This is a genomic window from Streptomyces davaonensis JCM 4913 (assembly GCF_000349325.1).
In the GTDB taxonomy this organism is placed as follows: domain Bacteria; phylum Actinomycetota; class Actinomycetes; order Streptomycetales; family Streptomycetaceae; genus Streptomyces; species Streptomyces davaonensis.
This window is the reverse complement of sequence record NC_020504.1, coordinates 4,308,019-4,328,568: the sequence shown is the minus strand read 5'-3', so window position 1 is coordinate 4,328,568 and position 20,550 is coordinate 4,308,019. Positions and strand designations below refer to the sequence as shown.

21 protein-coding genes are annotated in these 20,550 nt (G+C 67.7%); 13 read left to right on the top strand and 8 right to left on the bottom strand.

All coding sequences use genetic code 11. The annotated features are described in order from the left end of the window. Positions 1-28 precede the first annotated feature (28 nt). From BN159_RS18890 to BN159_RS18855, 7 genes are all read right to left on the bottom strand, one after another. On the bottom strand, positions 29-2,011 hold the full coding sequence (locus tag BN159_RS18890) for a hypothetical protein (protein ID WP_015658588.1): 1,983 nt from the start codon (positions 2,009-2,011) through the stop codon (positions 29-31). A gap of 50 nt (positions 2,012-2,061) precedes the next feature. Continuing rightward, a complete protein-coding gene (locus BN159_RS18885; protein WP_015658587.1) occupies positions 2,062-2,394 on the bottom strand; it encodes a hypothetical protein in 333 nt (110 codons plus the stop codon). A 68-nt stretch (positions 2,395-2,462) separates the two neighbouring features. Beyond that, a complete protein-coding gene (locus tag BN159_RS18880) occupies positions 2,463-3,554 on the bottom strand; it encodes a hypothetical protein (RefSeq protein WP_015658586.1) in 1,092 nt (363 codons plus the stop codon). Then, entirely contained in the window at positions 3,545-4,216 is a 672-nt protein-coding gene (locus tag BN159_RS18875) for a hypothetical protein (RefSeq protein ID WP_015658585.1), read from the bottom strand. The genes BN159_RS18880 and BN159_RS18875 overlap by 10 nt, the downstream gene beginning before the upstream one ends. Positions 4,217-5,212: 996 nt before the next feature. Beyond that, a complete protein-coding gene (locus BN159_RS18865) occupies positions 5,213-7,222 on the bottom strand; it encodes a hypothetical protein (RefSeq protein WP_231905625.1) in 2,010 nt (669 codons plus the stop codon). A 126-nt stretch (positions 7,223-7,348) separates the two neighbouring features. After that, complete coding sequence (locus tag BN159_RS18860) at positions 7,349-8,227, bottom strand: hypothetical protein (protein WP_015658582.1); 879 nt, start codon at positions 8,225-8,227, stop codon at positions 7,349-7,351. Positions 8,228-8,344: 117 nt separating this feature from the next. Beyond that, complete coding sequence (locus BN159_RS18855) at positions 8,345-9,229, bottom strand: hypothetical protein (protein ID WP_015658581.1); 885 nt, start codon at positions 9,227-9,229, stop codon at positions 8,345-8,347. Positions 9,230-9,687: 458 nt separating this feature from the next. Between BN159_RS18855 and BN159_RS18850 the strand changes: the two genes are divergently transcribed. The 10 genes from BN159_RS18850 to BN159_RS18805 all read left to right on the top strand — a co-directional run bounded on the left by BN159_RS18850 (position 9,688) and on the right by BN159_RS18805 (position 16,818). Beyond that, positions 9,688-10,425: a hypothetical protein gene (locus BN159_RS18850; RefSeq protein WP_015658580.1), complete on the top strand. Its 738-nt coding sequence runs from the start codon at positions 9,688-9,690 to the stop codon at positions 10,423-10,425. A gap of 17 nt (positions 10,426-10,442) precedes the next feature. After that, positions 10,443-11,276 carry a hypothetical protein gene (locus BN159_RS18845; RefSeq protein WP_015658579.1) on the top strand — a complete coding sequence of 278 codons (834 nt, stop codon included), beginning with the start codon at positions 10,443-10,445 and terminating at the stop codon, positions 11,274-11,276. Beyond that, positions 11,273-12,580, top strand: coding sequence for a CpaF family protein (locus BN159_RS18840; RefSeq protein ID WP_015658578.1), 1,308 nt, complete (start codon positions 11,273-11,275; stop codon positions 12,578-12,580). Before BN159_RS18845 ends, BN159_RS18840 begins: the two co-directional genes overlap by 4 nt. Positions 12,581-12,584: 4 nt before the next feature. Continuing rightward, a complete protein-coding gene (locus BN159_RS18835) occupies positions 12,585-13,616 on the top strand; it encodes a type II secretion system F family protein (protein ID WP_015658577.1) in 1,032 nt (343 codons plus the stop codon). 11 nt (positions 13,617-13,627) lie between these two features. Next, positions 13,628-14,536 carry a type II secretion system F family protein gene (locus BN159_RS18830; protein ID WP_015658576.1) on the top strand — a complete coding sequence of 303 codons (909 nt, stop codon included), beginning with the start codon at positions 13,628-13,630 and terminating at the stop codon, positions 14,534-14,536. 32 nt (positions 14,537-14,568) lie between these two features. Continuing rightward, positions 14,569-14,820, top strand: a complete 252-nt coding sequence (locus BN159_RS18825; protein ID WP_015658575.1) for a hypothetical protein — start codon at positions 14,569-14,571, stop codon at positions 14,818-14,820. A gap of 101 nt (positions 14,821-14,921) precedes the next feature. After that, positions 14,922-15,302, top strand: a complete 381-nt coding sequence (locus tag BN159_RS18820) for a TadE family protein (protein WP_041819507.1) — start codon at positions 14,922-14,924, stop codon at positions 15,300-15,302. Then, a complete protein-coding gene (locus tag BN159_RS18815) occupies positions 15,302-15,727 on the top strand; it encodes a TadE/TadG family type IV pilus assembly protein (RefSeq protein WP_015658573.1) in 426 nt (141 codons plus the stop codon). Before BN159_RS18820 ends, BN159_RS18815 begins: the two co-directional genes overlap by 1 nt. 38 nt (positions 15,728-15,765) lie before the next feature. After that, the gene (locus tag BN159_RS18810) at positions 15,766-16,182 is read left to right on the top strand and encodes a Tad domain-containing protein (protein WP_051113651.1); all 417 of its coding nucleotides are present in this window, start codon (positions 15,766-15,768) and stop codon (positions 16,180-16,182) included. 294 nt (positions 16,183-16,476) lie between these two features. Continuing rightward, the gene (locus BN159_RS18805; RefSeq protein WP_015658571.1) at positions 16,477-16,818 is read left to right on the top strand and encodes a barstar family protein; all 342 of its coding nucleotides are present in this window, start codon (positions 16,477-16,479) and stop codon (positions 16,816-16,818) included. Positions 16,819-16,822: 4 nt separating this feature from the next. Here the strand turns inward: BN159_RS18805 and BN159_RS18800 are convergent, their stop codons facing one another. After that, complete coding sequence (locus tag BN159_RS18800; protein WP_015657210.1) at positions 16,823-17,890, bottom strand: IS110 family RNA-guided transposase; 1,068 nt, start codon at positions 17,888-17,890, stop codon at positions 16,823-16,825. Between the two features lie 485 nt (positions 17,891-18,375). Between BN159_RS18800 and BN159_RS18795 the strand changes: the two genes are divergently transcribed. The 3 genes from BN159_RS18795 to BN159_RS18785 all read left to right on the top strand — a co-directional run bounded on the left by BN159_RS18795 (position 18,376) and on the right by BN159_RS18785 (position 20,020). After that, a complete protein-coding gene (locus tag BN159_RS18795; RefSeq protein WP_015658570.1) occupies positions 18,376-18,840 on the top strand; it encodes a hypothetical protein in 465 nt (154 codons plus the stop codon). 220 nt (positions 18,841-19,060) lie between these two features. Further along, entirely contained in the window at positions 19,061-19,441 is a 381-nt protein-coding gene (locus BN159_RS18790) for a hypothetical protein (RefSeq protein WP_015658569.1), read from the top strand. A gap of 231 nt (positions 19,442-19,672) precedes the next feature. Further along, positions 19,673-20,020, top strand: coding sequence for a contact-dependent growth inhibition system immunity protein (locus BN159_RS18785; RefSeq protein ID WP_015658568.1), 348 nt, complete (start codon positions 19,673-19,675; stop codon positions 20,018-20,020). Positions 20,021-20,550 lie beyond the last annotated feature (530 nt).

Here is a 20,550-nt window from a genome sequence, read left to right as displayed (position 1 = left end):
CTTAGTCGATTTCGAACGGACAATATGGCTACTCGGCAGTTCTGCTGCGGTCTAGTAGGTCATAGGCGTTGCCGAAACCCCTGCCTGCTGCGTCGCCAGCCCTGGATGCGGCCGCCGCGTCTCCGGTTGCGGCCTTGACGGACTCCTGGGTCGTCAAGATGGCTGAGTGCTCGATCTCGTCCATGCGCTTTACGTTTTGGTATACCTGCTTCTTCTGCTCCTCGTCGCCGCCGAAGCCGTCGAGGAGGCCGTTGAAGACCTCGCTTGCGGCCGTGCCGGCCAGGCCGCCTGCGATGACACCGCCGGGACCGGTGAATGGTGCTGTCGCAATGGCTGTCGCGCTGCCGACCAGGGAGCCGCCCCATGTGCTGGCATGCTGCTTCCATGCGTCTCCGCGTGCCGCCGCGTCCGCGTTGTCCTTGTCGGCTTGGAAATGCTGGCCATCACCGATAACGCCTTGAAAGAGGCCAGTTTCGTAGGCGATTTTGTCGATCGTGGCGTCGGTCGGTTGGGGATAGGCATTGGGGTGCTGGGCTTGCACCTCCATTAGCGCGGCAGCGTACACATGCTGGGAGACGTTGAGCCTGTCGTATCCCTCCTTGTTACGGGATACGGCATGCAGGAATCGTGCCGCGTCGTACTTGTGGATCTGAGCAGCGGCTCCTGGAGTCGGGTAGAGCTTGTTCCGGTACATGGAGTCTGGATCCAGACCGCGATGCAGATCCGGCATGTAATCGGCCGAGATGTTTGCGAAGCTGTCCGAGAGGTGCTCGTGTTCGCGTAGTCGTTCCTGGTGCGGGGACACCGACTTCACGAGGGCAGCGAACAGGCCGGCCTGCTCCGTGGAGTGTTTCAAGTCCTCAACGGTGGCCGCTTCGCCGGGTCTGTGGCCAGTGGTCGCTGCTTCAAGGGCATGGCCCATCGAATTCCGACCCGTCACGCTCTCCTTGCCGGGCATGCTGTCGTTGGGCCATTTGCGGGCTTCGAAGAGGTACTTGAAGTTCGTCTCTGCCTTGCCGTCGTCGCCCTTCTGCTTGGCGGTGAAGAACTGGGTCGCCGCGGCAGGGCTGTTGGCGAGGGCCTTCATGTAGCCGGTGAGGGGGTCGTTGCCCGCGTCGTTGCCAAGGTGGTTGACAGTGTCGCCAGTTCCCCAGCCGGAGCCGTAGAGGCCGTCGGCGTTCGCCATGACGCGCTTGTCCTCCTTGATGAGCGCGTCACCGTAGTCCACGAGGAACTTGTCGTCGTAGTCGCCGTAGCGCATGAGGTTGCTCATGACGATGAAGCCGTCGGGACCCCCGGAGTCGCCGTGCGGCGCGGGACCCGGCTCTCTGATCGGGTCGTCGCCGAGCGCGACCATGTCCTTCTTCCATTGCTTCATCTCCGAGGAGTCGGAGTTGGTGGCCGCGGCTACTGTGAGACTTAAGTTCTTCTGCATCTCGTCGAGTTCGTCGCCGCGTTTGAAGCCCGAGGTCCGGCCGTAGCCGGGAGAGTTGCCGAGGTTGCTCATCTCGTCCCACAGCTGGAGCGTCTTTCTTGCCCCGAGGGCTCCGATCACCTTCTCGGCGAAGGGGTACTCGTCGTAGTTCTCGGCGAAGAGGGCGTTCAGCTCGTCGAACTCCTCCGGGGTGAGGTCCTCGGGGTTCTGCTTCGCGAGTTCCGTGGCCCTCTTGGCGGCCTTGGTCGCCGCAGCGTTGGCGGCACGACTGACCGCGGCCTCGTTGATCTGGACCATGCCCTTGAAGCCGGGGTACGGGGCGTTCTCCAGGTTCTGGGCCAAGTGGTAGCGCCGCTTGAGCATCGGGAGTTCGTCCCGCGCCCAGCGCGCCACACGCAGAACGGCGCCGAGATCCTCAGCGCCCACGCCGTACCAGGCGAGCTCCGTCTTGTAGTAGGAGGCGCTCTGCTCGAGCCTCTCCTGGTCCCGCTGCACGGAGTCGATCGTGCCTTTGAGTCTGGCGGAGTCGATCCCCGAGAAGACGCCCCCGCTGCTTCCCCCGTCGTCCGGGCGCATGCCGTTCCCCGTTCCCCTCGTATCGGAGCTGCCGCCGTGTCTTCGCCGTGTCAGTACATGCGTCTGTTGCGGTTCATCGAACTGGCTTCCTCAGGGGTGACCTTCGCGGGCATGCTGTCGATTTCGCGCTGAATATCCTCGAGTACCTTGTCGATGCGGGAGCGCACTGTTTTGCGGTGACCGGACACGTCGTTGTGCCATTTGTCGGCGTTCTTGCCAACCCATGCCTTCGCGGAGTCCCTGCCGCCTTTCCCGATGTCCGTAGCTGCCCTCTTCAGAGCGCCGACCAGATCGGAGCGTTCCTTCTCCAGCTGCTGCTTCAACTTCACCAGCCGCTCGCGCTCGGGATTGTCCACCTTTGGCTTGGCACCGTCGTTTGCCATGTCTCTCACTCCTGTAACCGGGTGGCGCCTCGTGTTTCCGAGGCGCCAGACGCTTACGGTGGGAATGGTCAGCGGTTGATGGACTGGATCTCCTGGACCGTGACGGCCTGGTCGTTGCCGAAGGTGCCGTTGGGGAGGTCGCCGCCGGCGCCGCCGGTTCCTGCCCAGGTGATTTCCCAGGTGATCGTGGCCTGGAGGTTGAAGGTGCCGTCGCCTGAGGAGCGGAGGTATTTGAGGCCGCAGGGTGGGGTCTGGTCGGCCTTGCCCTTGGCGTAGGGCTCACCGATGGAGCCGTCCTCGTTGATGGCGCACTCGCCGGATGCCGGGTAGGTCTCGGCGTCCGGTGTGCCCGGCTCCAGCTTCAGGGCGACTGGCTTGGCGGTTGTTGTGGCCTGGAGGTTGAAGCCGGGGGCGTTGATGGCCGCGGTCGCCTGGACCTCGTCGAAGACGGCCTTGTCGAGCCAGGCCCACGTCGGCAGGTTGACCTTCGTGACGGCCTCGGGAGCGAGCGTGACCTTGGTGTCGGGAAGTTGCATGTGCTGGTAGGCCAGCGCGGCGAGTATCTCCGGGGTGATCGCCTCCTCGTACTGAGGTGGCGGGGCCTCGCCGTTGTCGACCCAGAACGGGAGGTCGTTGCAGGAACTCCGCTTCAGTACGTCCGGCTCGTTGGGGTTCTCGACGGCTGCCCAGAACATCCCCTCGCCGTCGTTCTCGACGTTGTAGTCCTTGTAGCCGGGGGTGTCGGTCCAGCCGTACTCGTCCTCGTAGTGACGCTGCAACTCGCTCAGCGCCGCGCCTGCGTGGCCGCCCATGCCGGGGGCACTCATCTGGCCCTCGATGTCCTTGGACATCTCCTTCTTGAAGTCCTTGGCGCCGAGGTACGGGGCGTACCAGCAAGGTGGGGGCGTCCAGTTGACGTCAGAGGAGGTTACGTTGCCGGTGCTGCCGTTCTTGGCGACCGAGCCGGAGTATGTGATCTGTGCGGCGGCGTAGATGCCGTTCTTGTCGCCTCCGCCGCTCGTTTCTTGCGTTCCATCGCCCTTACCTGTATCCACAGGTTCCGCCGCGGCGTTGGGCGTCATGAGGACGAGTGCGCTGAGGGCCAGAGTGGCGGCGGCGATGGAGTTGGCGACAGTTCGCCGTGATGTGTTCACTGGCACTTCGCCGCCTCCGTCTCGACGAAGACCTTGGAGGCCTGCCACAGGTCGTCGCTCGTGGGGAGCTTGACCATGATGACCTTGTAGTAGTTGAAGTCCTTGATGCTGGGCTTGGACTTCAGGACCTTCCCTGTCTTGACCTCTTTGCCGTAGAACTTCCCGGTGTCCGCGCAGAACGCGACTTCCACGGAGTTGCCATTCGAGGCGGAACGAGTGGTGCTGTCGTAGTGGCGGCGAGTGCCGGTAGCGGTCCAGCCGCCCTTGATCCACTCGTTGATCTGGACTTCCCCGTAGTGGAGGCCATCGCCAGTGGCGTAGGCAGTCAGGGCTGCGTCCTTGGTTGTCTGCTTGTCGACACCCCGGTAGATGGCGCGGAGGAAGTTCGCCGCATCCTCCATCGCAGCCGCCTCGTTCTTGTCCTCCGGCTTGTCCCAGTCGAAGACCAGGTTCACGTCCTTAGGCAGGGACACGTCCACGCCGTCCGGCTTGTCCTCCGCCGGGGCTCCCGAGGGGTCCGTCGACTGTTCCGGCTTCGAGGACTGCTGGTCGGCGCCCGCGATCTTGTCGTTGTCGCTGGGCTCGTCATCCCCGCTGCCGCAGGCGGTCAGCAGCAGTGCTGCCGTCGCGGCGAGTGCGGCAGCGGTGGGCAAGGTGCGGCGCTTCACAGTGGGGCTCCCCGTGAGACAGAGGTTCAGTCAAGAGCACTGACGCTATCGGTGGGGTTCCCGGTTTCGCCACCGCGAACTCTTCAGAGAATCAGGGCAATTCGGGATGAGAGGGGCGGTTGTGCCGGTGTTGTGTGACCGGAAAGTGTTCAATCAGGCGGCAGCGCCGAACGTGTTGACTGCCGCGTCCGGGGCCGCTGTTGAAGCGGGATTCCGTTTTGCTACTGCGGTGCCGTGCGAGGAGGGCGGCAGGAAGTGTGCAGGGCGTATACATTGCTGAGGCCCGTGGGACCAGTTTTCGGGCCCTCAGATAGCCGCACAGACCCTCACTCCCGAGCAGATCAAGGCGCGGGCCGAACGCACTCGTGAACTGCTGGCCGAGCGGTTCGGGCATTACGTGACCGATGAGGAGTCCGCCGAGATGCTGGTCGACGTGCTCCGCGTGGTCGATGACGACTATGGGATGGCTGTGACCATCGCCGAACTGTGCCGTTGCGGTAGCGCCTTCGGCATCGCAGCCGCTGTGCATGCCGCACGGCCGAACCTGATGCTTCCCGAGGAGCGTTGGTGGCCACGGTCGTGGCCGAGGAGTATCGCGGGCTCGGGGGCGGGGTGATGGACCTCAACCGTTGACTTGGGGCTGGGGACTCAGGTGCGTCATGGCCGCGTGTTCTAGCCGTGTGCACCGCGCGTAAAGTCCCCCGCCCCACCCGATTGGCCATCCCATCTTCCAGCAGCGACCCCCGTATCCCGTTGCCGCCCACATACTCTGCTCCGCCGGAACCTCGAAGTACGGGACCACGTGGCCGTCCGGCGTCACGTCCGTCAGGGACTCCGGCGCTCGGAAGGCGCGGAGAGCCGTTGCGCACGCGGGGCAGGTGGCAACCCGGGTTGCCTTGACGCGGCCCAGGCGGCGCCAGTTCGTGTGGCATGCCGCGCGGCCGTGCAGAGGGTGGGGCAAGCACGCACGCCGTCAGTTCGGCCGCAATCGCTCGCCTACCCGACATGCGCCGACTCCCTCACCTTCTCGATCAGGCGGCGGATGCCCTCAGGGATCACGTTTAGCAGCTCAGAATCCTCGTAACGCGCGCGTGGGCTCGAACCCGGCAGGGTCAGTACTCGGGTGTGGAGGGTGGTAGGTGCCGCGATCGCCGTGTCTCGGCACAGGCCACATACGTGGAGCAGGCGCCGTTGTCTGCCTTCGGCGGTGACCCGTGCGTGGTGGCGGGTTACCGCGGGGCCGTGCAGGGGGTTCACCGCGCAGCAGCGGTTGTACGCCTTCCCGGCGAGGGCGGCACGTCCCGCGCGGGAGAGCACAGTGATCGCGACCAGGGTGGCCGCATCCGCGGCGTCGAGGCGGTTGGCGTCGCCGTCCAGCAGGAGCAGCGCCGCGTCCAGGCAGTCCCCGGGGCGCGTGTCCGTTCGGCCCGGTGTTGGCTCCGCGGACTCGAAGTCCGCCTTCAGCGTGCGAAGTTCGACCATTGCCGTGTCGCGGAGATACGACATCGACGGTTCCGTCGGTGACACCTCCGGCAGTGACTCCGTTGACAGCGGCTCGGGGCGGCGGCGCCGTAGCACTGCGGCGATGATGGCGACTGCGCCCGCCAGCAGGCCGTACACCAGACCACCCGCGAGCAGGCCCAGGAAGAGGCCCGGCCAGAAGTCGTCGCCGAAGAGTGAGGGCAGGTCGTCCTCGGTGATGGCGTTGGTGACCGGGTACGGGTCGCCGGAGGTCTCCGGCTCGTCCGTGCGCGGGGACTTGTCGAGGAAGGTCATCAGGGCGTCGAGGCGGTCGCCGAGCAGGTGATCCTCGGCTTCGTCCGCCTCGTCGTCGCCGTACGAGATCGACTCCGGGAGGTCGAAGAGGAGGTCCAGACTGTCCAGTCGCAGGCCGTGGTTGAAGACCTCGATGTAGCCGTCGAGGGGGTCGGCGACGATGTACACGCCGTCCTTGCCGAGCTTGTCGTGGAGCGCGTAGGCGAAGTTCTCCTCGTCGCCCTCCGACTCGTCCTCGAAGAGTTGTGGGACGACGGACACGTACACCGGGCCGCCGCCCTCTGACCGCTCGAACTTCTCGATACGGCTGTGGAGAGTGGTGAGTTGGGTGGTGCTCAGGACTCGGGGGCTCTCCGGGTCCGTGTACACCGGGTCCTTGGCCAGGCCCTCCGCGACCCGGTCCAGGCGGGCGTTGAGGTCGATCGCCCTGGGGCGGGGGGAGGGGCTGGACGTCGTCTGGTCGAAGGTCGCGCTCGCGGCGAAGGGGACGGCTACGGCTGCGGCCAGGGCCACGGCGGGGGTGACCCAGCGTGGGAGCCGGCGATCGGTGCTCTTGTTACGGGCCGGGACGCGGCCTCGGAGCTTCCCCCGCCAACGCCGTGCCCCGGGGACCAGGAGCAGGATCAGCAGGGGTACGGCGGTGACCAGGACCCCCGTGAGGATCGACTGGTTCTCCCGATCGGACGGGCCGATATACATCTCCGCGGGCTCGTCGTCCGCGTACTTGTCCCGCGCCGCGTCCGCCCGTGCCGCCGCCTTCTCGCTGCCCTGAGCGACGACCTCGGCGAAGAGCTCGAACTTGCGCAACGGGCCCGCGTCGTAGGGGAGTTCGTACAGGCAGACTGAGAGGGCGTCCTCGGCGGGTGCGCTGACGCCGAATGCCATGGCGTACGAGACCGACGACTCGTCGACGACCACGAACAGCCCGTCCTCTCCGAGCCGGTCGTGCACCGCGCCGAGCAGGGCGTCGCCGCTCGCCGCCTGGCCGGGCAGGACGAGGACGTACGTCGGGACTCCGGTCCTCTTCGCCACCCTCGCGAAGTCCCGCGTCATCGACTTCGGTACCTCACGCGGGAGTTGGTCCGTGACGTACACCGGGTTCTCGCGGAGACGAGCGGCCAGGTAGGCGGCCTGGGTGTCGTCCTCCGCGGCACCGGCGGGCGTCGCTGCGGCAAATGTCGCGAACAGGGCCGTCAGGACGCCGAGTACGAGGAACCCCCGTACCCGCACCAAAAGTTCCCACGCGCCCACTGTCGCCTCCCCCGTACCTGGCCCGCAGTTCACCGGGGAACTCTACTCATCCCTTCACTGCTGCGAAACGGAGCCTTATGGGGGGGAGGCGTGCGGGGCGGTGCCTCAGGCTTCGGCTTCCGTTTCCGCTTCCGTGAACAGGTCGTCGACGGAGTCCACCGTCAGGGCGCGGGTGAGCCAGACGCGAAGCTCGTCCAGGTCTGTGCAGGTGGTGATTCTGTCCCGCACGCTTTCCGGGACCTCAACGCCGCGTGTGTCGAGGATCAGCAAGATGTCCTCGGCGCGGCTCTCGGCACGCAAGCGCTGCGAGGTCTCGGAGCGAAAGAAGGAGAGGTCGACGGACATCAGTTGCCTCCAGGTTTCGGCGGCCAGGACGTCGCCGAGGCCGAGTTCGGTGAGCTCGGCGAAGATCCTCGCCGTCTCCTCATCGACGGTCTTCAGGGCGACGGCCAGAGCTTTCAGTATGGCAGGGGCGTTTGGATTCTTGGCGTGTGTGATGGCGCTGAGTGTGGCGAGAGGAATGTCCCGGGCCGCGGCGGACGGGTCCGTGATGATCGGCACGTTGTGTGGGCCGAGGACGAGGGGGCGCAGAGTCAGAGTGGGCCACTGCGGAGGTCCGACCGTGAAGGGCTTCGCGGCCCAGGCGGCCGTGCCGAGATCCTGGCACATTACGAGGAGGACGGGCGGGACGCCGTACTTCTCCTGGAGGTGTGCGACGTAGTACGCCCAACTCGATGGCTTCCGCTGATCCTTCTTTCCCTGCGCCTCGACGATCAGCAGATGGCTGTCGCCCGATGCGGTGTCGATCTTCAGGAGTGTGTCCACCCGTCGTTCCGTGGGTCTCAGCTCAGTGAGATCCGTCGGCATCAGAGAGACGGCGACCGGATCCGGGAACGGGAGATCGAGGGTCCGGAAGGTCCGGGCGAAGACCCCCGGGTCCTCCTGGTAGATGTGGTGCATCGCCTCGTGGGATGAGCTGACCATGTGGGCGAAGCTAGGCGAGATGCCTCACGGAGGTTCGGCATATGCCGCTGTCTCGCCCGATAGTGTGAAACGGACTCAAGTCCAGCTCTCTGTGCGCACATCGCGGACGGCAGTTCTCTACTCGTCGAGCAGCTTCTTCAGCTCCGGCGACAGTTCCGGCATCCTCGCCCCCGCCGCCTGGGCCGCCGTCAGCGCCTGGACGTATGCCTTCGCCTCCTCGCGCAGGGCCTGCTTCTTGTTGCCCTGGCGGCTGCCTGCCAGCCAGATCGCGATGGCGAGGGGGATTAGGGCGAGGAGGCCGTAGGCGACGGGGACCTTCTCGGCCCAGGCCCAGCCCGCGCCGATCAGGGCCACGAGGAGGAGCAGGCAGCCGGTTTCGTCGTGCCAGCCGCCCGTGTCCGCCATCTGTTCGTACTCGGCGACCCCCGCCGGTTTCGGCGGGGTCGGGGTGGATTGGGTAGGGCTGGGGGCGGCGTCGTGCGTGGCTATCGGGAGCGGGGGCGCACTCGGGTACTTCGGTATCGGTGCCCAACCCTTCCCGCTTCCGCCCGACGTCCGGCCCTCCAACCACGCCGGTACGTGTGTAAGGGGTATGCCGTGGGCGCGGGCCACGCCCAGGAGTTCGCGGTAGCCGTTCAGGGCCGGGTGTGTGAGTTCCCGCTTCCAGCGGACGCAGAGTGCGGTCAGCGAGGTCACGCCCACTATGAGGAGTACACCCGTCACCAGCAGCGCCTGCTTCGCGCTGCGCTCGGGCAGTGCCGTCACCGTGAACGGCAGGATCACGCCCGCCGTGAGAGTCAGTCCGCCGATCCACGCCAGCCAGCCGCGCTGTGTCGCCCCCATCGCCCGCTGCCGCTCCGCCAGCAGTGCGGTCACGGCCTTGTCATCCGTGTAGTCCATCCCGTGCCGGGCGCCGGACGTGCGGGCGGCTTCCAGGACGCGTGGGTCCGCGGACAGCGTCGCACCGTTCACCGGGAGGAGGTTCGTCGTCGTATCTGCCATGGCGGTCAGTCCGTAACCCTTCGTCCGTTCGTCCGTTCGTCCGTCTTCGGCTCGGCGATCCCCGATCGGCAATCGGTGATCATGGCATGGGTGCCTGCCCCGCTCGTGAGTGAATCGTGCAGGACTCATGGTTGACGCGTGAGGGATGGGCCGGCGGAGGTCGGTAAGCCCTTCGCTCCCGCACAGGAAACCGCAGCTCACGGGCGGGTCCACAACTGAGTTACCTGGGCTTCCAGTTGCGGACGCGTAACAGTACGGTCCCCGCTCCGCACGGGGCCGGACGCGCCTTGAGGGGCTTATGGGCGGCTGATACGGTGCGATGGCTTGACACTCACCCCAGCTGCTGACTATCCGCGCAAGACGCGAAGATGAGGCAGGAAGGGGGGTGAAGTGTCCGGAATTGCAAAGTATTTGGCAGTCTTGGCAGACAATTTCTTGGGTGTACGGGGAGCGGTTGCGTGAAGATCCAGGAGCGTACGGGGGCGGGCGCGGGACGTTCCGCGGCTCCGGCTCAGCCGTCGGTCGGCGACCGGCTTCCCACTCCTCCTCGCGAGCGCAAACCCGCGCTGGCCGCGTTGGCGGTGCTGCTCATCCTCGTGGGTGCGCTGGGCGCGACGATGCTCGTGCTCCAGGCCGGTGACCGGGTCGAGGTCGTCAAGGTCACCGAGGAGATCCCCGCCGGTGGGTCCGTCACCGACGACAACGTGACCTCCGTCATGGTCGCCGAGGACGAGAGCATCCACTACGTCAAGTGGTCCCTGCTGGACGACCTCAAGAAGCTCAAGGCCGTCAACACCATCCCCGCCGGAGCCGTCGCCGTCGGTGAGATGTTCGGCGAGGAGGCCGGTCCCGCCCAGGGCAAGGCCACCGTCGGTCTCTCGCTCAAGGCCGGCCAGTACCCGACCGGGCTGAAGGTCGGCGATGTCGTCGCCGCCTACCGCGTCGGCGCGACCTCCGGCTCCAGCTCCGACTCCGACGACGCGGACGCCAATGGCGGCTCGTCCGCGGCCGGCGGCAGCAGTGTCATCGTCGACCAGGCCACCATCTCCTCCGTGCCGGGCGACAAGGGCGAAGACCTCGTCGGCAGCACCAACTTCACGATCACCGTGACCGTCGACACCGACGAGGCCGCGCCCCTCGCCCAGGCCGCGTCCAACGGCGAAGTGGCCATCGTGCGCGTCCCCGGCAGCAACTAGAAGGCGGCACACACCCCATGGCGCTCATCGCTCTCGCCGCCGACAAGGGTTCCCCCGGCGTCACCACCGCGGCCGTCGCCCTCTCGGCGGTCTGGCCGCGCCGCGTCCTGCTCGCCGAGACCGACCCGGCGGGCGGAGACCTGGTCTACCGCAGTGCCGCCGCGCACGGCGGGCCGCTCAACCCCAACACCGGCATGCTGTCCATAGCCGCCACCGCGCGGCGCGGCCTCGTGCCCGATCAACTCTGGGACCACGTCCAGCCGTTGAGCGGGGGACTCGAGGTCCTCGTCGGACTCGGTATCGCCGAGCAAGCCGCCGGGCTCACCGGGCTCTGGCCCACCCTCGGGCACGCCTTCTCCACCCTCGCCGACTCCCCGAACGCGCCCGCCGACGTCATCGCCGACTGCGGCCGCATCAGCGGAGACACCCCGGCAGTCGAACTCTTCCCGCACGCCGCCCTCGTGCTCCTCATCAGCCGTACCGAACCCGAGGCCATCGCCCGCGTCCGGGACCGGGCCGCCGCCCTCGCCACCAAGCTGCACGGCGGTGCGCGCGGCGCCGCGAGCCTCGGCACGCCGCTGATCGGGGTCGTCCTGGTCGCCGACCCGGGCGACGCCCCGAAGATCGCGGGCCAGGTCAACGACATGCTGGTGCACGCCCAGACCGGCGCCCGCGTCATCGGAACCATCGCCGACGACCCCACCGGCGCCGACCAGCTCGCCGGACGCAAGCGCGGACGCCTCGACAAGTCGCTGCTGATCCGCTCGGCCCGCAAGGTCGCGGCCGACATCTACCAGCAGTACGGCGCCGCTTGGGCCCATCAGGCCCAGATGAACGGCCAGCCCGGATGAGCGCTGTCGACCATCAGCTGGTCAAGCGGTTCCGGCAGGAGGCCGGTGACCGGATCGCCGAGCAGCGCCGCCTTGACCAGGTCAGCGGTGTCACCCCGATGTCCAGCGAGGACGAGCGGCAGTACGCCCGTGCCGTCATCGCGCAGATATTGGAGGAGTACGCCCGCACCGAGATCAACGCCGGGCGCACTCCCCTCGACGCGGAGACCGAGGAGCAGTACGCGGCCGCCGTGCACGCCGCGCTCTTCGGCGTCGGCCGCCTCCAGCCGCTCCTCGACAACCCCGAGGTCGAGAACATCGACATCAACGGGTGCGATCAGGTCTTCGTGGGCTACTCCGATGGGCGGGAGGTGAAGGGGGACCCGGTCGCGGAGACCGATGAAGAGCTCATCGAGCTCATTCAGGTCCTCGGCGCCTACTCCGGTCTGTCGTCCCGGCCCTTCGACTCCGCCAACCCCCAGCTCGACCTGCGGCTGCCCGACGGTTCGCGTCTGTCGGCCGTCATGGACGTCGCCCGGCGGCCCGCGCTGTCCATCCGTCGCGCGCGCATGGGCAAGGTCTTCATCTCCGACCTCGTAGGCAACGGCACGCTGACCCCCGAGGTCGGCCACTTCCTCGCCTGCGCGGTCCGCGCCCGCAAGAACATCATGATCGCGGGAGCCACCAACGCCGGTAAGACGACGCTGCTTCGGGCCCTCGCCAATGAGATCCCGGGGCACGAGCGGCTCATCACCGTCGAGCGTGCGCTGGAGCTCGGGCTCGACACCTTCCCCGAACTCCACCCGAACGTCGTGGCGTTCGAGGAGCGGCTGCCCAACTCCGAGGGACAGGGCGCCATCAGCATGGCGGAGCTGGTACGCCGCAGCCTCCGTATGAACCCCTCGCGCGTCATCGTCGGTGAGGTGCTCGGCGACGAGATCGTGACCATGCTCAACGCGATGTCGCAGGGCAACGACGGCTCGCTGTCCACGATCCACGCCAACAGCTCCAGCGAGGTCTTCAACCGTATTTCCACCTACGCGCTTCAGGCGACCGAGCGACTGCCCATCGAGGCCAGCCAGATGCTGATCGCGGGCGCGGTGAACTTCGTCGCCTTCATCCAGCGGCGCAACGACTACCAGAGCGGCGGCCGGCTCCAGCGCATGGTCACCTCCATCCGCGAGGTCAACGGCGTCGACGGCCGCGTGCTGTCCAGCGAGGTGTTCGCCGAGGCGCCCGACGGCCGGGTCGTACCGCACGCGCCGCTCGCCTGCCTGGAGGAACTCATGGCGCACGGCTACCGGCCCGCCGGAACTTGGGGGTGAGCACATGAGTGAACTCGGCTCCATGGGCGGCCTGTTCTCCACGACCGTCCTGTACGCGCTCGCCTGCGGTGTCGCCGTCGGCGGCGGACTCGCGCTGCTGCTGATCGCCGTACGCGGACTGCCCGCCAAGCCCGACCACGAGAAGCAGAAGGCCAGCGAGCGGGCCAACGAACTGATCCGGTTCGCCGGTCAGCGCGGGTCGCTCGCCGCGGGCGTAGGCCTTGTGGTGCTGCTGCTCACGCGGTGGGCGGTGCTCGGGATCGCGGCGGGCATCCTCGTCTTCTTCTGGGACCGGCTGTTCGGCGGTGCCGCCGAGGAGCGGGCCGCGATGAAGCGGGTGGAGGCGCTCGCCTCCTGGACGGAGTCGCTGCGCGACACGATCGCCGGCGCGGTCGGTCTGGAACAGGCGATCCCGGCGTCCGCGCGGGCCGCGGCCCCGGTACTGCGGCCCCATCTGGACGCCCTGGTCGACCGGTTGCGCTCGCGCACCCCGCTGCCCGAGGCGCTCCAGCAGCTCGCGGACGAGATCGACGACGCGTCCGCCGACATCATCGTCGCCGCGCTCATCCTCAACGCCCGGCTGCGCGGCCCCGGCCTGCGCCAGGTGCTCGGCGCGCTCGCCAAGTCGGCCCGTGAGGAGGTCGACATGCGTCAGCGCGTGATGGCCCAGCGGGCCTCCACACGGCGCTCGGTGCAGATCGTCGTCGCGGTGTCGGTGGCCTTCGTCCTCGGACTCTCCATCTTCAACCGGGAGTTCGTCGAGCCGTACGGCGATCCGGTCGGCCAGCTCGTACTCGCCTGTGTCTGCGGCCTGTTCGCGCTCGGCTTCCTGTGGCTGCGCAAGCTGTCGACCATCGAGACGCCCGAACGGTTCCTGGTGCGCGACGAGTCGTCGGTGCAGTTCGTACGGCCGAGGACGCCCGCGGCGGCCGGTGTGCAGGCCGGTGTGCAGACCGCACCTGGCGCCGCACCTGGCGCCGTGCTTGGCGCGCCGCAGCAGTCGCCGTTCCAGTCGGAGGAAGGGGGACGACGGTGAGCGAAGTGACGATGCCGATCGTCGTGGGCGCGGTCTTCGGACTGGGCGTCTACGCCCTGGTCCGCGCCCTGATGCCGACCAAGCGCAGCGCGGTCTCGCAGGTGGCGCGGATCGACGCGATGCGGGCACGCGGGGCGGCGTACGAATCCGCCCGGCCCACTCAGAGCAAGGGCCGTCTCGGCTCGACGCGGGCCGAAGTCGGCCGCCGCGTCGCCGAGTTCTACCTTCAGCAAGGGTGGGAGCAGCGCTCGCTGCGGGCCGACCTCGCCGTCCTGGAGCGCAGCTGGGAGAACTTCCTGGCGACGAAGGCGCTGCTCGGCGTGGCGGGCCTGTTCTTCGGCCCGTTCCTGTTCGCGGTCGTCTGGACCCTCGGCTTCGGCAGCAGCCCGATCATCCCGGTCTGGCTCGCCCTGCTGTTCGCGGTCCTCTTCTTCTTCCTCCCGGATGTGGAGGTACGGCGGGACGCGGCCGAGAAGCGGCGCGACCTGCGACGCGTGATCGGCGCCTACCTGGACCTGGTGTCGATGAGCCTGGCCGGCGGACGCGGTCTGCCGGAGGCGCTGATGGCGGCGGCGGAGGTGTCGGACGGCTGGGCCAACCAGCGCATCCGCAACGCCCTCGCCGACGCCCGTATCACCGGCATCAGCCAGTGGCAGGCGCTGGGTTCGCTCGGCGAGGAGCTGGGCGTGGAGGAGCTGAAGGACCTCTCCGCCTCCCTCGCCCTGGTCGCGGACGACGGTGCGAAGGTCCGCGAGTCCCTCGCCTCCCGCGCCGAGACCATGCGGCACCGCGAACTCGCCGAGATCGAGGGCAGCGCGGGCGAGAAGTCGCAGTCGATGCTCGTGGCGCAGCTGCTGCTCTGTGCCGGCTTCCTGGTGTTCCTGATCTATCCGGCCGCCATGCGTGTGTTCCAGGTCTGACGCCGACCAACCCTCTGAAAGGACAACTGACCATGACCGAACGGAACTTCCGTACGGGGATCCCGGCGGTGGACTTCCTCGTCACCTTCCTCCAGGGCCGCGTGCAGCGCGCCCGCTCCGGCGAACTGGACCGCGGTGCCTCGGCGGTGGAGTGGGTCATCATCTCCGCGGTCGTCGTGGCGATCGTCGGCGTGGTCGCCGCGATCATCAACCGCGCGCTCGAGGGCGGTGCCGAGAAGGTGGAGAACTGCATCAACGGGGCCAACCAGAGCGGCACCTGCTGAGTTCGGGTACGAGTACGGGTACTGGTACGGGGGTGCAGCGACGTATGCGGAGATGGATACGCCGTAGACGGGAGGAGATCCTGTTCCGCGGTGACTCCGGCATGACCGCGATCGAGTTCGTGCTGCTGACCCCCGTGCTGTTCTTCATGATCTTCGCGACGGTGCAGTTCGCGCTGTACTTCTTCGCCGATCATGTGGCCCAGGCCGCGGCGCAGGCCGGCGCCCGCAAGGCCCGTGCCACGGCGGACGCCGAGCCGGGCGGCTGGCGCGGCGAGGCCCGTACGGTCGTGAACAGCTACATCGACCAACTGGGCCCGGCGTTGGTGCTCTCGCCGAACGTGACGATGCTCCAGCCGGAGCAGAACACGGTGGGCGTGGAGATCACGGCGAAGGTGCCGTCGGTCTTCCCCGGCCTGGACTTCACGGTGCACGCGCAGTCGGCGGGGCCGGTGGAGCGGTTCGTGCCGGAGGGGGAGAACTGATGAAGTCCCTGCGGGACTTGGCAACGAGTGACGACCGGGGCCTGTCCACGGTCGAGGTCGTGATCCTCGCCCCGGTGATGATGCTGTTCATCCTGGTCCTGGTCGCCTTCGGCCAACTGGTCGACGGCCGGGGCGCTTTGGACGGCGCGGCACGTGACGCGGCCCGCGCGGGCTCCATCCAGAAGGACCACGGCACGGCGATGGCCGAGGCCCGCAAGGCAGCGGCCGCGAACCTGGCGGACGTGTGCTCGGGCCCGGTGACGGTGACGCAGACGAGCACGGGCTTCGACCCCGAGGTGGACCCGCTGTTCTCGGTGCAGGTCAGCTGCCGGGTCCGCGGTCTGGCCATGCTGGGCCTGGACATCGACCCGACCATGGACGCGACCTTCAGCTCCCCGCTGGACCCGTTCCGGAGGTCGGCGTGAAGAGCGTGCGGCTGTGGCTTGCGGGCCTGCGCGACCGCATGGACGACCGAGGTTCGGGCGCAGGCGCGGTGATCATTTTCGCGCTCGTCTTCCTGTCCCTCTCCGCCTTCGTGATCGACGGCGGCCTGTCCATCTCCAAGCGGGAGCGGGCGGCCGACATCGCGGAGCAGGCGGCCCGTTACGCCGCCCAGGACATCGACCGCGAGGCCCTCTACGACAACGAGGGCGGCCCCGCGCCGATCAACTTCGAGAACTGCGACGCGCGGGTGAAGGCGTTCGCGCGCGAGATGGACATGTCCGGGCCGGACATCGCGGCGACGCACTGCGTGGTGGCGGCCGTGGACCAGGTGCAGGTCGAGGTCCAGCTGACCTACTCCCCGGTCTTCACGGGGATGTTCTACGGCGGTGACGTGATCGTGCGTGGGCAGGCGGTGGCGGAGAACGAGGTGGGCTGAACCGGGTGTCGCCCGGCCTCGGCCTCACCCCTTCTTGCTCCCCCTCCATCGCCCTTCTTCCCCCGCTTGTCCTCGAACAACGAGGGTCAGGCAAATCAGCACGGCCCCCGGAGACAACCGGTTCATCGAGCGTTCCTAGGCTTACCGCCCAGGTGGTCACCTCATAGGCCCTGAGGAAAATCAGAGGCGCGGAGCGGCTGCTGACTCCCAAGAACGGCCCCGGTCCCGCGTATTACATGCCAGACCAGTACGGAACCTTCTACTACGTCGGTGAATTCGCAGGGTGATCCAGGAATGACCGGTTTCGACATCACGGGGACTTCGGAGCCCTGGGTCGTCTTCGTCCCTCAGGGAGACGCCGAGGTTCGTCGGCAGCTGGCAAGTCTTGAGGCGAACGGTGGCCACGTCCACCGCCTCGACTCCCATGAGCTGATGACCGAGCAGCGCATCTATACGGCATTCGCCCAAGCGCTTCAGTTCCCCGGTTACTTCGGGCGGAACTGGGACGCGATGGTGGACTGCCTGGACGACCTGTGCGGCGCGGTGACCGGGGGCGTGGGAATCGCCGTTGTCGTCGAAGAGGCCGATCGACTGCTGGAGACGGAACACTTCCCCCTGTTCGTGAAGCTCCTATAGATCGTCAAGTGGTCTGGATGAGGTGTTCGGTTGTGATCCGTGGGTGGGGCAGGTGCTTGTAGACCTCACGGGCGACGAACCGTTTCAGGCAGCGGATGATGTCCTTCTTGGTCATGCCTTCGGTAGTGCGTTTGGCGACGTAGTCCCTGGTCCGCTGGTCGTAGCGCATCCGGACCAGCACGATGGTGTGCAGCGCCCTGTTGGCCTGGCGGTCGCCGCCGCGGTTGAGTCGGTGCCGGTTGGTGCGTCCCGAGGAGGCCGGGATTGGAGCGGCTCCGCACAAGTGCGCGAAGGACGCCTCCGACTTCAGGCGGTCGGGGTTGTCGCCCGCGCTGGTCAGCAGCTGGCCTGCGGTCTCCGGGCCGACGCCGGGCAGAGCGATCAGGCGCGGTGCCGCCCGGGTGACCAGCGGCCCAAGGTCCGCATCCGCCTCGGCGATCTCCTCGCAGAGCAGCTGGTAGCGGCGAGCGAGCCGTCGCAGCGTGATCTTCGCCGCGCAGACCGGATCGGCAAGGTCACCTGCCGGGCGGGAACGAGCAAGGGTGTCGACCAGTTCGCCGGTGGCCAGGCCGCGCAGCCTCTCGCGCACCGTGGCAGGGGCGGTGACGATCAGCGTGCGGATCTGGTTGATGGCCTGGGTGCGGGCCTTGACCGCCGAGCTGCGGGCCACCCGCAGGGTGCGGATGGCCTCCACGATCCCGTCGCGGGTCTTCGGGATGCCCGAGGCCCGGCCCGACAGCACGGCGGTCGCGGCGGCGTAGGCGTCGACGGGATCGGACTTGCCGTTGTCCCGCCTCGCTTTGCGATCGGGGCGGTCGACCTCGATGACCGTGACGCCGTTCGCAGTAAGGAAGCGGGCGGCTTCTGCTCCGTAGGCACCGGTACCTTCTAGGCCCACCACAAGGAGTTCACCGTGCGAGCACAGCCACTCCAGCATCTGCCGGTAGCCGTCCGGGGTGGTCTCGAACGCCCGGGTGGCCAGGTGCCGGCCCACGGTGTCGATCACTGCGGCCTGGTGCAGGTCGGTGTGGGTGTCAATGCCGCCGATGACCGCTATCTCGTCTGCTGCCATGCTGGAGCCTGCTGTCCTTCCGTACGACGCGTGAGGGAGAGCACGCGCCGGTCGGGCAGACGGACAAGACAGTGATGGGACCTTTGGCCGGGCTCCTATGAAGTCACAGACGCCCGACCGGCCACGCGCATAGCGGCTCCGCCCGGAAGGCCGACGATTCACGCCAAGGACAGCCGAAGCGCCAGTCAGTCCTTGAGTCAGACCCTCGGGCGGAGCCACAGCAATCATCACTGTCAGTCCTCTGCCAGGGAGCGGACCGGGCGAACTCGGCGGTCGACCTGGATGGATTCCCTCAGGACAGGCCTGCCATCGCCGAGCACTTCGTTTTCGAGTTCCGTGAACTCGACGCGAAACGCATTGAACTCAGGGAGAGCCTGCAGGACCTGACGATCACTTCGGGGGACGGATTCGTCGGGGCCGCGCTCAACCCTGAGGAATGGCATTGAGCCGGTCTTAAGGGTTCAGGAAACAGAGGAAGCGTGGTTGTGGAGTCCAAGTGGGGCTGGGCGACCGGCGAGGGTCTGCTGGGCATGGACGACCCCGTCGAAGTGGATGCCGCGTTCGAACGCGGCGAGCCGTATCTCGGTACGGCCGTGATCGGACTGGCCTTCAACTGCTCGCTGGAGGAGGCGTCCCCGCGCATCGTGCGGGCGATGCAGTTGCCGGACCCCGGGCAGCGGGGCTTCGCCTTCACCGCGGCGGGCGCCGCGGCGCGGCTCAACGGCGCGCTGACGCCAGAACTGTACGCCGCGCTGCGCGAGGAGGGCCCCGGCGGCTTTGCCGAGCACGCCATCAGGGACACGCTGACGTTCGTCCCGTTCCGGCAGCTGCCGCCGTGGTTCAAGCGCCGGAAGATGGTGACAAGAACCCGGAACAAGCTGGAGAGCTGGTGGCTGCGGTCCGGGGAGACGGTCGGGAATGCCTGGAACACCCTGCGTCGGCGTCGCTGATGGGCCCAGTCCGCAGTGGGCCGCTGGCACGCCGAGCGCGCCGCGGAAGACACGGACCGCAGGGAGGCGAACCGCCGAGCCCGCTGGGCGGAGGCTTGCTGACAGGGGCGGCACGTGATCGCGACGGAACCGGATCCGGGCGGAGAGGCCAGGTCCTGGAGTTCTCGTTGTGGTTCGAGTGGCGGGTGATCGCGTCACGGACGTCGGGCAAGGTGGAGGCATGGCGGCTGAACATGACTCGGGGTGGGACTGGGAGACCGGGGAGGGGTTGTTGGGTATCGACGACCCGGTTGAGGTGGACGCGGCGTTCCAGCGCGGTGAACGGTCCTTGGGGACTGCGGTGATCGGGCTGGCTTTCAACTGTTCGCTGGAGGATGCCTCACCTCGGATCCTTCGGGCGATGCGGCTGCCGAACGCCACTCAGCGCGGGTTCGCCTTCACCGCGGCGGGCACCGCGGCGCGGCTCAACGGTGCGTTGACGCCGGAGCTGTACGCCGCGCTGCGGGCGGAGGGGCACCGGGGCTGCGCCGAGAACGCCGTCGACGACACGCTGACGTTCGTGCCGTTCCGGGAACTCCCCTGTGGTTCAAGTGGCGGGTGATCGCGTCACGGGTTTCGAGCAAGTCGGGGGCATGGCGGCTCAGCATCGCCTACGCGGCCGAGGACGTTCTGAAGGCCTGGCGTCGGCGTCGTTCATGAAGATGAAGGTGCCGATGAACATCGTCGGCGGTCAGGGCTGTTCTCGGTCTTCGCGCGCCGGTGCGTTGCGGGAGCTTCCGGCCTGAGGTTGTCTGGGACGTCGAGTTCGTTCAATGGGGAGGATCGAGAACGAATGAGCGTCCACAGCCGCTCCCTTGAGCAACTCGACGGGCAGCGGTGGCCGGACCCGCCGGAAGACACGACCGTCATGGTCAAGAACGTGCACGAGCTGCGCCGCCGCCCCATCGGCACCCTGGAGCCCCACGAACTCGCCCGCCTGATCTGCCAGGACGTCGGCCTGCCCTGGCTGTTGCCGCTCGCCGTCGACATCCTCCGGGACGCCGCGCTCCGTCAGGGGAGCGGTGGCTGGTACGACGGCGATCTGCTGTACGCGGTCGCGTCCCGCAAGCCGGAGGTGTGGGCGGACGCTCCGGATCTGGCACGGATGTTCAAAGAGACCGCAGCGATGTTGGAGGGATGAGGCGAGATCCCATGCGATTCAGATTCTCCGTAGCCGAGAACGAGCAACCGCCGTTCAGCGGCTTCGATCTGGGGCATGTGGATGTGTGGGGGAGCGAGGGGCATGCGACCTCGCGGGGCGGAGACCAGGACCAAGCGATGATGATCTATCTTTCGCTGACCCTTCTGCTCGACGGTCTGCGGGAGTTCCTCATGGACAGGAGCCGCGGCAGCTATGAATGTGCTGCGGTCGACTCGTCGTTCTCGCTGAGGTTCACGCGAGGGAGGGGCAGGGGCCGCGGGCACGGCGCACACCGACAAGCCCGTGGGCGGTACGACGCCGGGCCCGTCCGAGAAGCCCTCGGGTGGGGGATTGTGTGGGGGATGTGAGGATCTCGGCCTCGCGTCGGGCAACTCGGGCTTTTCGGACGGGTGGTGGGTCACTGATGTCGGCGGACTGTTGCGCTTCTGCTCCAGCCTTCGACGGCCCCGAGGACAGTCCATAAGATCTCTGTAGTCTCAGTACACCCTCACACCCCAACCCCAGGACTC

Coding starts and splice junctions, on each gene's coding strand:
- BN159_RS18890 (WP_015658588.1), bottom strand. CDS start 2,011: ATGCGCCCGGACGACGGGGGAAGCAGCGGGGGCGTCTTCTCGGGGATC.
- BN159_RS18885 (WP_015658587.1), bottom strand. CDS start 2,394: ATGGCAAACGACGGTGCCAAGCCAAAGGTGGACAATCCCGAGCGCGAG.
- BN159_RS18860 (WP_015658582.1), bottom strand. CDS start 8,227: ATGGTCAGCTCATCCCACGAGGCGATGCACCACATCTACCAGGAGGAC.
- BN159_RS18855 (WP_015658581.1), bottom strand. CDS start 9,229: ATGGCAGATACGACGACGAACCTCCTCCCGGTGAACGGTGCGACGCTG.
- BN159_RS18845 (WP_015658579.1), top strand. CDS start 10,443: ATGGCGCTCATCGCTCTCGCCGCCGACAAGGGTTCCCCCGGCGTCACC.
- BN159_RS18840 (WP_015658578.1), top strand. CDS start 11,273: ATGAGCGCTGTCGACCATCAGCTGGTCAAGCGGTTCCGGCAGGAGGCC.
- BN159_RS18835 (WP_015658577.1), top strand. CDS start 12,585: ATGAGTGAACTCGGCTCCATGGGCGGCCTGTTCTCCACGACCGTCCTG.
- BN159_RS18830 (WP_015658576.1), top strand. CDS start 13,628: ATGCCGATCGTCGTGGGCGCGGTCTTCGGACTGGGCGTCTACGCCCTG.
- BN159_RS18825 (WP_015658575.1), top strand. CDS start 14,569: ATGACCGAACGGAACTTCCGTACGGGGATCCCGGCGGTGGACTTCCTC.
- BN159_RS18820 (WP_041819507.1), top strand. CDS start 14,922: ATGACCGCGATCGAGTTCGTGCTGCTGACCCCCGTGCTGTTCTTCATG.
- BN159_RS18815 (WP_015658573.1), top strand. CDS start 15,302: ATGAAGTCCCTGCGGGACTTGGCAACGAGTGACGACCGGGGCCTGTCC.
- BN159_RS18810 (WP_051113651.1), top strand. CDS start 15,766: ATGGACGACCGAGGTTCGGGCGCAGGCGCGGTGATCATTTTCGCGCTC.
- BN159_RS18805 (WP_015658571.1), top strand. CDS start 16,477: ATGACCGGTTTCGACATCACGGGGACTTCGGAGCCCTGGGTCGTCTTC.
- BN159_RS18800 (WP_015657210.1), bottom strand. CDS start 17,890: ATGGCAGCAGACGAGATAGCGGTCATCGGCGGCATTGACACCCACACC.
- BN159_RS18790 (WP_015658569.1), top strand. CDS start 19,061: ATGGCGGCTGAACATGACTCGGGGTGGGACTGGGAGACCGGGGAGGGG.
- BN159_RS18785 (WP_015658568.1), top strand. CDS start 19,673: ATGAGCGTCCACAGCCGCTCCCTTGAGCAACTCGACGGGCAGCGGTGG.